Source organism: Streptomyces sp. NPDC059373, assembly GCF_042751495.1.
In the GTDB taxonomy this organism is placed as follows: Bacteria; Actinomycetota; Actinomycetes; order Streptomycetales; family Streptomycetaceae; genus Actinacidiphila.
Genome location: NZ_JBHYXC010000034.1, coordinates 63,783 through 77,004, shown reverse-complemented (window position 1 = coordinate 77,004; position 13,222 = coordinate 63,783). Strand labels below are relative to the sequence as shown.

The following is a 13,222-nucleotide window of genomic DNA, read 5'->3' as shown; positions in this document are numbered from 1 at the left end:
TGGCGGACGGCCTACCCACAACCCGGTCGGCCGTGAATTCAGCCCGTCCGGCGTTTGAGGACACGCCCGGAGGGCGTTCGGGGGTCCAGGGGGCTTGCCCCCTGGTTTCGGGAAGGGAGCGGGGTGGGGAAGGGAGAGGCACGGGCGGCTGTACGGTGAGGCAGAATCGGAGTGAGTCGCACTCCAGCCTGGAGAAAACGCCGTGCCCCCTACTCTCGCGTCGCTGCTGCGCAGCACCCCGCTGAAGCTCACCGTGCTCGCCGGAGGCGACCGGCTGGATGCCCCGGTGCGGTGGGTGCACACCAGCGAGCTGGACGACCCGGGACCGTATCTCGAGGGCGGGGAGCTGCTGCTGACGACCGGGTTGAAGCTGGAGGTCGGCGACCCGGCGGCGCTCAAGGCGTACGTGCGGCGGCTCGCGGACGCCGGCGTGGTGGGCCTCGGCTTCGGGGTCGGGCTGACGCATGAGGCCGTGCCGCAGGCGCTGGTCGAGGCGGCGGCCGAGCACCGCCTGCCACTGCTGGAGGTGCCGCGCCGGACGCCGTTCATCGCGATCAGCAAGGCGGTGTCGGCGGCGATCGCGGCGGACCAGTACCGGGCGGTGACCGCGGGGCTCGAGGCGCAGCGCGATCTGACGAAGGCCGCGCTCGCCCCGGAGGGGACGACCGCGCTGCTCGGCAGGCTCGCCGCGCACCTCGACGGCTGGGCGGCACTGTACGACGCCTCCGGCGCGGTGCTGGCGGCGGCGCCGGAGTGGGCGGGGCGGCGGGCGGCACGGCTCGCCGGGGAGATCGACCGGCTGCGTGACAAGCCGGCGCCGGCCAGCGCGGCGGTGGCGGGCCCGGCGGGCACGGAGGACCGGGTCGAGCTGCAGTCGCTGGGGACGGGCCGCCGTCCGCGCGGGTATCTCGCGGTGGGGACCGAGGAGCGCCTCGACACCTCGGCGCGCTATATCGTGCACGCGGCCGTCGCCCTGCTCACGCTCTCCCTGGAGCAGTCGCGCGTACTGCAGGACACCGAACAGCGGCTCGGCGCGGCGCTGTTGCGCATGCTGCTCGCCGGTGAGGCGGCGCACGCCCGTACGGTCGCCGGCCGCCTGTACGGGGACCTGCTGGACGCCCCCGTGAGGATCCTGGTCGCCGAATCCGCCGAGGCGGGCTCCGAAGCGGTCACCGTCCTCGCCGAACGCGTCGACGCGGCGGCCGCCCGCGCCGCCGAGCCGGTGCTGGCCGTCCGCGACGGCGACCGCCTGACCGTGCTCGCCGCGGAGGCCGGCGCCGTGCTGCCCGCTGCCGCGGACTTCGCCGAGGCCGACGACGCGCTGGTCGCTGGCCTCTCCGCCACGGCGCCCGGCTCCGGGGACGTGCCGGCCGCCCACGCCCAGGCCGAACGAGCCCTGGCAGTCGCCCGCCGTCGGGGCCGCAGCCTGGTCGAGCACGACGAGGTCGGTGCCGGGTCCGTTCTCCCGCTCCTCAGCGACGACGCCGTGCACGCCTTCGCCGACGGCCTGCTGCGCCCCCTGCGCGAGCACGACGCCCATGCCCGCGGTGACCTCGTCGCCTCGCTCCAGGCCTGGCTGTCCCGGCACGGCCAGTGGGACGCCGCCGCTGCCGACCTCGGCGTGCACCGCCACACCCTCCGCTACCGCATGCGGCGCGTGGAGGAGATCCTGGGCCGCTCGCTGGACGACCCGGACGTACGGATGGAGCTCTGGCTGGCCCTCAAGGCCTCGGACTGACCGGCGCACCCCCGCCGAAGCCCCCTGCCAAAACGGAGCACGGCGCACCGCACGTACTCCGTACTGGACAAGCCCCACAATGCCCGCCCCGCCCTACCGTGTTCGCATGAGCACCCCCACCGCCTTCTGGCTCGCCGGCCGCCAGGCCACTGGCGAGGACAGCTTCGACGTCACCAACGCCTGGGACGGCCGCGTCGTCGGCACCGTCAGCGTGCCCACCGCCGAGCAGGTGGAGGAGGCCGTCGCCGCCGCCCACGCCGCCGAGGCCGCGTTCGCGGCGACTCCGGCGCACGTACGCAGTGCCGCGCTGGACCACGTCGCCAGGCGGCTGACCGAGCGGAGCGAGGAGATCGCCCAGCTCATCAGCGCCGAGAACGGCAAGCCGGTGAAGTGGGCGCGTGGCGAGGTCGGCCGCGCGGTCTCCGTCTTCCGGTGGGCGTCGGAGGAGGCCCGGCGCTTCAACAGCGGTGAGGCGCAGCGACTGGACACCGACGCGGGCGGCGTCGGCCGCCTCGCGCTGACCCGGCGGTTCCCGCGCGGCAGCGTGCTCGGGATCGCGCCGTTCAACTTCCCGCTGAACCTGGTCGCCCACAAGGTCGCCCCGGCGATCGCGGTGGGCGCGCCCATCATCCTCAAGCCGGCTCCGGCGACCCCGCTGTCCGCCCTCGTCCTGGGCGAGATCCTGGCGGAGACCGATGGCCTGCCCGCCGGTGCCTGGAGCGTGCTGACCGTCCCGAACGACCAGATGCCCGCGCTGGTGCAGGACAAGCGCCTGCCGGTGATCTCCTTCACCGGCTCGGACAAGGTCGGCTACCAGATCCTGGACTCGGTGCCGCGCAAGCACGTCACCCTGGAACTGGGCGGCAACGCGGCCGCCGTCGTCCTCGCCGACTGGTCCTCCGAGGAGGACCTGGAGTGGGCGGCCACCCGGATCGCCACCTTCGCCAACTACCAGGGCGGCCAGTCCTGCATCTCGGTCCAGCGCGTGATCGCCGACGCGAGCGTCTACGACCGCCTCGCCGAGAAGATCGTCGCCAAGGTCGAGGCCCAGGTCACCGGTGACCCGTCCGACGACGCCACCGACGTCGGTCCGCTGGTCGACGAGAACGCCGCCAAGCGCGTGGCGTCCTGGGTCGAGGACGCGGTCGCCAAGGGCGCCAAGCTCCTCACCGGCGGCAGCCGCGAGGGTGCGACGTACGCGCCCACCGTCCTCGCCGAGATCCCGGCCGACGCGATCGTGGCCACCGAGGAGGTCTTCGGCCCGGTGCTGTCCCTGCAGAAGGTGGACGGCACGGACGAGGCCTTCGCGGCCGTCAACGACTCCCGCTTCGGCCTGCAGAGCGGTGTCTTCACCCACGACCTGCAGATCGCCTTCCACGCCCACCGCGCCCTGGAGGTGGGCGGCGTCATCATCGGCGACGCCCCGTCCTACCGCGCCGACCAGATGCCGTACGGCGGCGTCAAGGACTCCGGCATCGGCCGCGAGGGCGTGAAGTACGCGATGGACGACTACACCTACGAGCGGGTGCTGGTCCTGACCGGCCTCGCTCTCTGAGAACCACCCCTTCCAGCGGCCGGGGCGCGTGTGCGGCGCGCCCCGGCCGCGCTTTTTCCTGTGTGCGAAAGCTGGCGGGCATGCCGGATATGGGGTACATACGGACAAGTAGCACCGCCCGGTAACCGGAGAGGTGGCCTCCCCCATGTCCGCACCCGCACCCGCCCCCCGCCAGGTCTCGGAGCGCGAAGCGCGCCAGGTCGCCGAGGCCGCCCGTGAGCAGGACTGGCGCAAGCCCAGCTTCGCCAAGGAACTGTTCCTGGGCCGCTTCCGGCTCGACCTGATCCACCCCCATCCCCTGCCCGCCGCCGACGACGTGCAGCGCGGCGAGGAGTTCCTGGCCAAGCTCAGCGACTTCTGCGAGACGATCGACTCCGCCCGCATCGAGCGCGAGGCACGGATCCCCGACGAGGTCATCGACGGCCTCAAGGAACTCGGCGCCCTCGGGATGAAGATCGACACCAAGTACGGCGGCCTGGGCCTCACCCAGGTGTACTACAACAAGGCCCTGGCCCTCGTCGGCTCCGCCAACCCGGCGCTCGGCGCCCTGCTCTCCGCGCATCAGTCGATCGGCGTACCGCAGCCGCTGAAAATGTTCGGTACCGCGGAGCAGAAGGAGAAGTTCCTGCCGCGCTGCGCGCGCACGGACATCACCGCCTTCCTGCTCACCGAGCCCGACGTCGGCTCCGACCCGGCCCGGCTGGCCACCAGTGCCGTCCCCACCGAGGACGGCACGGAGTACGTCCTGGACGGCGTGAAGCTCTGGACGACCAACGGCGTGGTCGCCGACCTCCTGGTCGTCATGGCCCGCGTGCCCAAGTCAGAGGGCCACAAGGGCGGCATCACGGCCTTCGTCGTCGAGACCAACGCCGAGGGCGTCACCGTCGAGAACCGCAACGCCTTCATGGGCCTGCGCGGCCTGGAGAACGGCGTCACCCGCTTCCACGAGGTCCGGGTCCCCGCCGAGAACCGCATCGGCCCTGAGGGCGCGGGCCTGAAGATCGCCCTCACCACCCTCAACACCGGCCGCCTGTCGCTGCCGGCGATGTGTGTCGGCGCGGGCAAGTGGTGCCTGAAGATCGCCCGCGAGTGGTCCGCCGTACGCGAGCAGTGGGGCAAGCCGATCGCCAAGCACGAGGCCGTCGGCTCGAAGATCGCCTTCATCGCCGCGACCACCTTCGCCCTCGAAGCCGTGGTCGACCTCTCCTCCCAGATGGCCGACGAGAACCGCAACGACATCCGCATCGAGGCCGCCCTCGCCAAGCTCTACGGTTCCGAGATGGGCTGGCTCATGGCGGACGAGCTGGTCCAGATCCGCGGCGGCCGGGGCTTCGAGACCGCCGAGTCGCTCGCCGCCCGCGGCGAACGCGCCGTCCCCGCCGAGCAGGTGCTGCGCGACCTGCGCATCAACCGCATCTTCGAGGGCTCGACCGAGATCATGCACCTGCTGATCGCCCGCGAGGCCGTCGACGCCCACCTCTCGGTCGCCGGCGACCTCATCGACCCGGACAAGTCCCTCGGCGACAAGGCCAAGGCCGGCGCCAAGGCCGGCGGCTTCTACGCCCGCTGGCTCCCCAAGCTCGTCGCGGGCCCCGGTCAACTCCCCACCGCTTACGCCGAGTTCGGTGACCTGGCCGGACACCTGCGCTATGTGGAGCGCAGCGCCCGCAAGCTCGCCCGCTCCACCTTCTACGCCATGTCCCGCTGGCAGGGCCGGATGGAGACCAAGCAGGGCTTCCTCGGCCGGATCGTCGACATCGGCGCCGAGCTGTTCGCCATGAGCGCCGCCTGCGTACGGGCCGAGATGCTCCGCTCCCAGGGCGACGAGAACGGCCGCGCCGCGCACCAGCTCGCCGACGCCTTCTGCCGCCAGTCCCGGGTCCGCGTCGAGGAGCTCTTCGGACGGCTGTGGAGCAACACCGACGACATCGACCGCCGCGTCGTCGACGGCGTCCTCGGCGGCGCCTACACCTGGCTCGAACAGGGCATCGTCGACCCCTCCGGTGATGGCCCCTGGATCGCCGACGCCACCCCGGGCCCCTCCAAGGCGGAGAACGTCCACCGACCTATCCGGTGAACAGGCGCATGCGGTGAAGATGTCGCTTTCGCCCCCGACCGGCGGTCGGGGGCGGGCTACTCTGACCGCATGCGTATCGCCAGTGACGGAACGACCGGCGGGCAGCCGCAGCACGACGGGCCGATCATTCCGATGCCCGAGCTCACGCTGCCCGCGCTGCGCCAGGCCATTGCCACCGTCGTGCCGTCGCGCTTGCCGGAGTTCTTCGAGGAGATGCAGAAGGCCTTTGTCCAGGCCGGTGACGACGGCAGCGTCGTACCCATCCGCATGTTCTACGAACGGTGGGGCGCCGTCGTGGCGATTGAACGGAACCCGGCCACCGCGCAGCGGCTGCACGCGGCGGAACACGCGCTGGACAGCGACGATCCGGATGTCAGAGCGAAAGCGATCCGCGAGGCCGGCGATATTGTCCGGGCCGCGCATCGCGAGGTCGCCGGTGGCTGACTGGCATGGGGAGTACGATCCGGACGACCTGCTGGACGGGCTGCCGCCCGAAGCTCTCCGCGAGGTGGATCAGCTCGCCACTGAGATCGCCGTGCGCGACTCGATGGTCTTCCTGGACGGCGCCTCGTACACGGGCCGCTCGCCGGGCCTTCGCAGCGAAAGCCGAGGACAGCTCATGCTGACCTACCTGACCGATGTGCGCGGCGAGCGCATCGTCATCGTCCAGGTGAGCTGGTACGGCTGACCCCGGCGCCCGACGGCACCGGGAGCGGCCACAATGGTGGGATGGACGACTCTCTCGCCGACCCACATCTGCGCCTGCCCGGTCAGACCACGACCGGCGCCCCCCGGGACATAGTGATCCTCGGCTCGACCGGGTCGATCGGCACCCAGGCTATCGACGTTGTGCTCCGCAACCCGGACCGCTTTCGCGTGGTGGCCCTCTCGGCGGCCGGCGGCCGGGTCGCGCTGCTCGCCGAGCAGGCCCACCAGCTGGGCGTACAGGCCGTCGCGGTGGCCGGCGAGCAGGCCGCGGGCCCGCTGCGCGAGGCACTGGCCGTACGGTACGGAAAGGAGCCGCTGCCGAGGATGCTGGCCGGGCCCGACGCGGCGACCGAGGTGGCGGCCATGGAGTGCCACTCGGTGCTCAACGGCATCACCGGCTCCATCGGCCTGCGGCCCACGCTGGCCGCCCTGGAGGCCGGCCGGATCCTGGTCCTGGCCAACAAGGAGTCGCTGATCGTCGGCGGCCCGCTGGTCAAGGCGGTCGCGAAGCCCGGGCAGATCGTGCCGGTCGACTCCGAGCACTCGGCACTCTTCCAGGCCCTGATGGGCGGCACGCGGGCCGAGGTCCGCAAGCTCGTCGTCACCGCCTCCGGCGGCCCCTTCCGGGGACGTACGAAGGAGGAGCTGGCCGGCGTCACCCCCGAGCAGGCCCTCGCGCACCCGACCTGGGACATGGGCCCGGTCGTGACCATCAACTCGGCGACGCTCGTCAACAAGGGCCTCGAAGTGATCGAGGCGCACCTGCTCTACGACATTCCCTTCGACAGGATTGAGGTCGTAGTCCATCCGCAGTCGTATATCCACTCGATGGTGGAATTCACTGACGGTTCGACACTGGCCCAGGCCGGCCCCCCGGACATGCGGATGCCGATCGCCCTCGGCCTCGGCTGGCCCGAGCGGGTGCCGGACGCCGCGCCGGGCTGCGACTGGACCAAGGCAGCGACCTGGACCTTCTTCCCGCTCGACGAGGAGGCGTTCCCCTCGGTGGCGCTGGCCCGTCATGTCGGTAACCTCGGGGGCACCGCGCCCGCGGTGTTCAACGCTGCCAACGAGGAGTGCGTCGACGCCTTCCTCGCGGGCAGGCTGCCGTTCACCGGGATCGTGGATACCGTCGCACAGGTGGTGAAGGAGCACGAACCGTCGATCACCGGGGTCACGGGAACTTCACTCACCGTCGAGGACGTCCTCAATGCGGAGCAGTGGGCCAGGATCCGTGCACGGGAACTGGCAGAGCAGGCGACTACGGAGGCAGCGCGCGTATGACGACCCTCATGTGGGCCATCGGGATAGTCGTCTTCTTCTTCGGACTTCTCATCTCGATCGCCTGGCACGAGCTGGGCCACCTCTCGACCGCCAAGCTCTTCAAGATCCGCGTGCCGCAGTACATGGTCGGCTTCGGCCCCACCATCTGGTCCCGGCACAAGGGCGAGACCGAGTACGGCTTCAAGGCCGTCCCGCTCGGCGGCTACATCCGCATGATCGGCATGTTCCCGCCCGGCGACGACGGCCGGATCACGGCCCGCTCCACGTCGCCCTGGCGCAGCATGATCGAGGACGCCCGCGAGGCCTCGTACGAAGAGGTCAAGCCCGGCGACGAGACCCGGCTGTTCTACACGCGCAAGCCGTGGAAGCGCGTCATCGTCATGTTCGCCGGCCCGTTCATGAACCTGATCCTGGCCTTCGTGCTCTTCCTGCTGGTGCTGATGGGCTTCGGCAGCACCACCCAGACCACGACGGTCGGCGCCGTCTCGGACTGTGTCATCTCGCAGTCCGACTCCGCCGCGCTCAAGGCCAAGGACCCCTGCACCAGCAGCAAGTACCCCGAGTCGCCGGCCAAGAAGGCCGGGCTCAAGGCCGGTGACCGGATCATCGCCTTCAACGGCACCTCGGTCGACTCCAGCCAGTGGTCCGTCCTCCAGAAGGAGATCCGCGACACCACGGGCCCGGCCACCATCACCGTCCTCCGGAACGGGAAGACGGTCACCCTGCACGCCGACCTCATCAAGAACAAGGTCACCAAGACCGACGGCAACGGCGGCTACTCCGAAGGCCAGTACGTCACGGCCGGATTCCTCGGCTTCACCCCCGCCAGCGGCGTCGTACGGCTGGACTTCACCCAGTCGGTCGCGCGGATGGGCGACATGGCCCAGAGCGGCGTCCAGTCGCTCGTCGCCCTGCCGTCCAAGGTGCCGGACCTGTGGAACTCCGTCTTCAACGGCGCCCCGCGCAAGCAGGACTCCCCGGTCGGCATGATCGGCGCCGCCCGCATCGGCGGCGACGTCTTCGCCCTCAACATCCCGGCCACCCAGCGGATCGCCTTCTTCCTCAGCCTCCTCGCCGGGATCAACCTCTCGCTCTTCCTCTTCAACATGCTCCCGCTGCTCCCGCTCGACGGCGGGCATATCGCCGGCGCCCTGTGGGAGTCCCTGCGCCGCAACGTCGCCCGGGTCTTCCGGCGGCCCGACCCCGGCCCCTTCGACGTGGCCAAGCTGATGCCGGTCGCTTACGTCGTCGCCGGTATTTTCATCTGCTTCACGGCGCTGGTCATGGCCGCGGATCTCATCAATCCGGTGCGTTTGACCTAGGTGCGAGGCGAGGTGGGCGGGCCGGGTGCCGTAATCTCGGTAAGCGGAGCCCGCCCACGCCGCCGGGACCTCGATCCACACTTTGGGGACAGCACGCACATGACCGCGATTTCGCTCGGGATCCCGTCCGTTCCGACCAAGCTCGCCGACCGCCGCCCGAGCCGCAAGATCCAGGTCGGATCGGTGGCAGTGGGCGGCGACGCTCCTGTGTCAGTGCAGTCGATGACGACGACCGTGACCGCGGACATCGGCGCCACCCTGCAGCAGATCGCCGAGCTCACCGCCTCCGGCTGCCAGATCGTACGGGTCGCCTGCCCCTCGCAGGACGACGCCGACGCCCTCGCGACCATCGCCAGGAAGTCGCAGATCCCGGTGATCGCGGACATCCATTTCCAGCCGAAGTACGTCTTCGCGGCGATCGACGCCGGATGCGCGGCGGTCCGGGTCAACCCGGGCAACATCCGGCAGTTCGACGGCAACGTGAAGGAGATCGCGCGAGCGGCCTCCGAGAGCGGCACCCCGATCCGGATCGGCGTCAACGCCGGATCGCTCGACAAGCGCCTCCTGGAGAAGTACGGCAAGGCCACGCCCGAGGCGCTGGTGGAGTCGGCGCTGTGGGAGTGCTCGCTGTTCGAGGAGCACGGCTTCCGGGACATCAAGATCTCGGTCAAGCACAACGACCCGGTCGTGATGGTCAACGCCTACCGGCAGCTCGCCGCCCAGTGCGACTACCCGCTGCACCTCGGCGTGACCGAGGCCGGCCCGGCCTTCCAGGGCACGATCAAGTCGGCGGTGGCCTTCGGGGCGCTGCTGAGCGAGGGGATCGGTGACACGATCCGCGTCTCGCTGTCCGCGCCTCCGGCGGAGGAGGTCAAGGTCGGCATTCAGATCCTGGAGTCGCTGAATCTGCGGCAGCGCCGGCTGGAGATCGTCTCCTGCCCGTCCTGCGGGCGGGCCCAGGTCGACGTCTACAAGCTCGCCGACCAGGTCACGGCAGGCCTGGAGGGCATGGAGGTGCCGCTGCGCGTCGCGGTCATGGGCTGCGTCGTCAACGGTCCCGGCGAGGCCCGCGAGGCCGACCTCGGCGTCGCCTCAGGCAATGGCAAGGGGCAGATCTTCGTCAAGGGCGAGGTCATCAAGACGGTGCCCGAGTCGAAGATCGTCGAGACCCTCATCGAAGAGGCCATGAAGATCGCCGAGCAGATGGAAGCCGACGGCATCACCTCCGGCGAGCCCTCCGTCAGTATCAGCTGAACGGCGGTTATCAGCCTCCGGCCGGGGCGCGTACGGTAACCCCGGCCTCGCGGACAGCGTGAAGGATCGGCCCCGGCGAGGTATCGTGCGGGGACCCATGCCGCTGCGGCCGTACGGTGAGGCGCCCAACCGTGTTGACGACGACCACCACAAGAGTCCTGGAGCCCGGCGATCTCGAAGCCGCTCTTGAGGTGCTCAACCGCGACCCGGTCGCCAACGCCTTCGTCGCCTCGCGCGTCAACGTAGCTGGGCTCGACCCCTGGCGGCTGGGCGGCGAGATGTGGGGCTGGTACGCAGGAGGCCGGCTGACCTCGCTCTGTTACGCCGGGGCGAACCTCGTCCCGATCTGCGCCGGGCCCGAGGCGATCCGCGCGTTCGCCGAACGGGCCCGCCGTACGGGCCGCCGCTGCTCGTCCATCGTGGGACCGGCCGAGCCGACCGCCGAGCTGTGGTCGCTGCTGGAACGCAGCTGGGGCCCCGCCCGCGAGGTCCGGACCCGGCAACCGCTGATGGTCACCCGGGCCCTGCCCGCCGAGATCGCCCCCGACCCGCTCGTGCGCCGGGTACGGCGGGACGAGATCGACCTGATCATGCCGGCCTGCGTCGCCATGTTCACCGAAGAGGTCGGCGTCTCCCCGCTCGCCGGCGACGGCGGACTGCTCTACCAGGCCCGCGTCGCCGAACTCGTCACCACAGGGCGGTCGTTCGCCCGCATAGAGAACGGCCGGGTGGTCTTCAAGGCCGAGATCGGTGCGGTCACCCGGCACGCCTGCCAGATCCAGGGAGTCTGGGTCGCCCCCGAGCACCGCGGCCGCGGCCTCTCCGAGACCGGGATGTCCGCCGTACTGCACTACGCGCTCCGCGACGTTTCCCCCGTCGCCAGCCTGTACGTCAACGACTACAACGCCCCGGCCCGTGCCGCCTACCGCCGGGTCGGTTTCACCGAGGTCGGCGCTTTCATGAGCGTGCTGTTCTAGTAGTGTCCCCGCCCATGGATGACGTGGTGATCGAGCCGGTCGATCTCGCTGCGCGGGTCGACGACGCGCTGGCCGTACAGGCCGTGGCCTTCGGACTCGCCGACGACGAGATCGCCATCCGCCGGCAGATCGTGCTGCGGCACCTCCAGTACCCCGGCGTGCGCGCATTGGCCGCCACCGCGCCCGGCGACCGGATGGTCGGCTTCGTCTACGGGATGCCCAACAGCCGCGGCCACTGGTGGTCGACCGTCGTCGAGCCCTACATGCGGCAGACCGGCCACGACGACTGGCTCGACGACTCCTTCACCATCACCGAGCTGCACGTCCACCCCCGCTTTCAGGGCCGTGGCCTGGGCCGCGAGCTCATCACGACGATCACCGACACCGCCGCCGAACCGCGCAGCATCCTCTCCGCCATCGACGTCGAGAGCCGCGCCCGCCGCCTCTACCGCGCCCTCGGCTACGTGGACCTGGCCCGCCCCGTGCACTTCCCGAGCGCCGCGAGCCCGTACGCCGTGATGGGCGCCGTGCTTCCGCTGCTCCGGTAGCCGATATCCTCGGGCAGAACCCGCGTCACCACCTCCCTGGAGTCCACCATGGTCCTGCGCATGTCCCGTCTGATGCTCAAGACGCTGCGCGACGACCCGGCCGACGCCGAGACCGCGAGCCACAAGCTCCTGGTCCGCGCCGGGTACGTCCGCCGCACCTCCGCGGGGATGTGGACCTGGCTGCCGCTCGGCAAGAGGGTCCTGGAGAACGTCTCCCGCGTCATCCGCGAGGAGATGGACGCCATCGGCGGCCAGGAAGTCCTCCTCCCCGCGCTGCTGCCGCGCGAGCCGTACGAGGCGACGGGCCGGTGGTCGGAGTACGGCGACCTGCTCTTCCGCCTCAAGGACCGCAAGGGCGCGGACTATCTGCTCGGGCCGACGCACGAGGAGATCTTCACGCAGACGGTCAAGGACCAGTGCACGTCCTACAAGGACCTGCCGGTGATCCTCTACCAGATCCAGACCAAGTTCCGGGACGAGGCCCGGCCGCGCTCGGGTGTGCTGCGCGGCCGCGAGTTCCAGATGAAGGACTCGTACTCCTTCGACACCACGGACGAAGGCCTGGCCGAGTCCTACCGCCTGCACCGCGAGGCGTACATCCGCATCTTCCAGCGGCTCGGCTTCGACTACCGGATCTGCTCCGCCGTCTCCGGCGCGATGGGCGGCTCCGCGTCCGAGGAGTTCCTCGCCCCGGCCGCGGCGGGGGAGGACACCTTCGCCGACTGCCCGGCATGCGACTTCGCCGCCAACACGGAGGCGGTGACCACCGCGCTGGTGCCGGTCGACGGTTCCGCACACGGGCCGGTCGAGGAGCTGGACACCCCCGACACCCCGACCATCGAGACGCTCGCCGCGCACCTGGGCGTGCCGGCCTCCGCGACCCTGAAGAACCTGCTGGTGAAGGTCGACGGCGAGATCACCGCCATCGGAGTCCCCGGCGACCGCGAGGTCGACCTCGGCAAGCTCGCCGAACACCTCGCCCCGGCCGTCGTCGAACTGGTCACCGCCGACGACTTCACCGGGCGCCCCGACCTGGTGCGCGGCTACGTCGGCCCCCAGGGGCTGTCCGGCGTCCCCTACATCGCCGACCCCCGCATCGCCCCCGGCACCGCCTGGATCACCGGCGCCAACGTTCCGGGCAAGCACGCCCGCAACGTCGTCGTCGGCCGTGACTTCGACGTCGACCGCTACCTCGACGTCGTCACCGTCCAGCCCGGCGACCCCTGCCCCGCCTGCGGCACAGGCCTCCGGCTCGACCGGGCCATCGAGGTCGGCCACATCTTCCAGCTCGGCCGCAAGTACGCCGACGCCTTCGAGCTCGACGTCCTCGGCCAGAACGGCAAGCCCGTGCGGGTGACCATGGGGTCGTACGGCATCGGCGTCTCCCGCGCCGTCGCCGCCCTCGCCGAGCAGACCGCCGACGACCAGGGCCTCTGCTGGCCCCGCGAGGTCGCCCCCGCCGACGTCCACGTGGTCGCCGCGGGCAAGGCCGTCCAGACCGAGCTCGCCCTCGAACTCGCCGAAAAGCTTCACGCCGCCGGCGTCCGCGTCCTCGTCGACGACCGCCCCGGCGTCTCCCCGGGCGTCAAGTTCACCGACTCCGAGCTCATCGGCGTTCCCACCATCCTCGTCGTCGGCCGCCGCGCCGCCGAGGGCATCGTCGAGCTCAAGGACCGCCGCACCGGCACCCGCGAAGAACTCCCCGTCGACGACGCCCTCGCCCGCCTCAGCTCCTGACCCGGGGCCCGATCCTTCCCGC

Annotated in this window: 11 protein-coding genes; all 11 read left to right on the top strand. The window is 71.0% G+C overall.

Annotation, left to right across the window (positions count from 1 at the left end; genetic code table 11):
* Positions 1 to 202: 202 nt before the first annotated feature.
* A complete protein-coding gene (locus ACFXJ5_RS32035) occupies positions 203 to 1,738 on the top strand; it encodes a PucR family transcriptional regulator (RefSeq protein WP_384638870.1) in 1,536 nt (511 codons plus the stop codon).
* A 106-nt stretch (positions 1,739 to 1,844) separates the two neighbouring features.
* Positions 1,845 to 3,293, top strand: a complete 1,449-nt coding sequence (locus tag ACFXJ5_RS32030; protein WP_384638867.1) for an aldehyde dehydrogenase family protein — start codon at positions 1,845 to 1,847, stop codon at positions 3,291 to 3,293.
* Positions 3,294 to 3,438: 145 nt separating this feature from the next.
* Positions 3,439 to 5,370, top strand: coding sequence for an acyl-CoA dehydrogenase family protein (locus ACFXJ5_RS32025; RefSeq protein ID WP_384638865.1), 1,932 nt, complete (start codon positions 3,439 to 3,441; stop codon positions 5,368 to 5,370).
* A 69-nt stretch (positions 5,371 to 5,439) separates the two neighbouring features.
* Entirely contained in the window at positions 5,440 to 5,814 is a 375-nt protein-coding gene (locus ACFXJ5_RS32020) for a hypothetical protein (RefSeq protein ID WP_384638862.1), read from the top strand.
* Positions 5,807 to 6,058, top strand: coding sequence for a hypothetical protein (locus ACFXJ5_RS32015; RefSeq protein ID WP_384638860.1), 252 nt, complete (start codon positions 5,807 to 5,809; stop codon positions 6,056 to 6,058). Before ACFXJ5_RS32020 ends, ACFXJ5_RS32015 begins: the two co-directional genes overlap by 8 nt.
* A 41-nt stretch (positions 6,059 to 6,099) precedes the next feature.
* Complete coding sequence (gene dxr / locus ACFXJ5_RS32010; protein WP_384638857.1) at positions 6,100 to 7,362, top strand: 1-deoxy-D-xylulose-5-phosphate reductoisomerase; 1,263 nt, start codon at positions 6,100 to 6,102, stop codon at positions 7,360 to 7,362.
* Complete coding sequence (locus ACFXJ5_RS32005; RefSeq protein WP_384638854.1) at positions 7,359 to 8,684, top strand: M50 family metallopeptidase; 1,326 nt, start codon at positions 7,359 to 7,361, stop codon at positions 8,682 to 8,684. Before dxr ends, ACFXJ5_RS32005 begins: the two co-directional genes overlap by 4 nt.
* Positions 8,685 to 8,783: 99 nt before the next feature.
* Positions 8,784 to 9,938: a flavodoxin-dependent (E)-4-hydroxy-3-methylbut-2-enyl-diphosphate synthase gene (gene ispG, locus ACFXJ5_RS32000; RefSeq protein WP_384638851.1), complete on the top strand. Its 1,155-nt coding sequence runs from the start codon at positions 8,784 to 8,786 to the stop codon at positions 9,936 to 9,938.
* Between the two features lie 131 nt (positions 9,939 to 10,069).
* A complete protein-coding gene (locus tag ACFXJ5_RS31995) occupies positions 10,070 to 10,915 on the top strand; it encodes a GNAT family N-acetyltransferase (protein WP_384638848.1) in 846 nt (281 codons plus the stop codon).
* A 14-nt stretch (positions 10,916 to 10,929) separates the two neighbouring features.
* On the top strand, positions 10,930 to 11,463 hold the full coding sequence (locus tag ACFXJ5_RS31990) for a GNAT family N-acetyltransferase (RefSeq protein ID WP_384638846.1): 534 nt from the start codon (positions 10,930 to 10,932) through the stop codon (positions 11,461 to 11,463).
* 48 nt (positions 11,464 to 11,511) lie between these two features.
* Positions 11,512 to 13,200, top strand: coding sequence for a proline--tRNA ligase (locus tag ACFXJ5_RS31985; RefSeq protein ID WP_384638843.1), 1,689 nt, complete (start codon positions 11,512 to 11,514; stop codon positions 13,198 to 13,200).
* Positions 13,201 to 13,222: the final 22 nt, after the last annotated feature.

What these genes read in the sequence shown, in the direction of transcription:
- ACFXJ5_RS32030 (WP_384638867.1), top strand. Translation starts at nt 1,845, where the DNA reads ATGAGCACCCCCACCGCCTTCTGGCTCGCCGGCCGCCAGGCCACTGGC.
- ACFXJ5_RS32025 (WP_384638865.1), top strand. Translation starts at nt 3,439, where the DNA reads ATGTCCGCACCCGCACCCGCCCCCCGCCAGGTCTCGGAGCGCGAAGCG.
- ACFXJ5_RS32020 (WP_384638862.1), top strand. Translation starts at nt 5,440, where the DNA reads ATGCGTATCGCCAGTGACGGAACGACCGGCGGGCAGCCGCAGCACGAC.
- dxr (WP_384638857.1), top strand. Translation starts at nt 6,100, where the DNA reads ATGGACGACTCTCTCGCCGACCCACATCTGCGCCTGCCCGGTCAGACC.
- ACFXJ5_RS32005 (WP_384638854.1), top strand. Translation starts at nt 7,359, where the DNA reads ATGACGACCCTCATGTGGGCCATCGGGATAGTCGTCTTCTTCTTCGGA.
- ispG (WP_384638851.1), top strand. Translation starts at nt 8,784, where the DNA reads ATGACCGCGATTTCGCTCGGGATCCCGTCCGTTCCGACCAAGCTCGCC.
- ACFXJ5_RS31990 (WP_384638846.1), top strand. Translation starts at nt 10,930, where the DNA reads ATGGATGACGTGGTGATCGAGCCGGTCGATCTCGCTGCGCGGGTCGAC.
- ACFXJ5_RS31985 (WP_384638843.1), top strand. Translation starts at nt 11,512, where the DNA reads ATGGTCCTGCGCATGTCCCGTCTGATGCTCAAGACGCTGCGCGACGAC.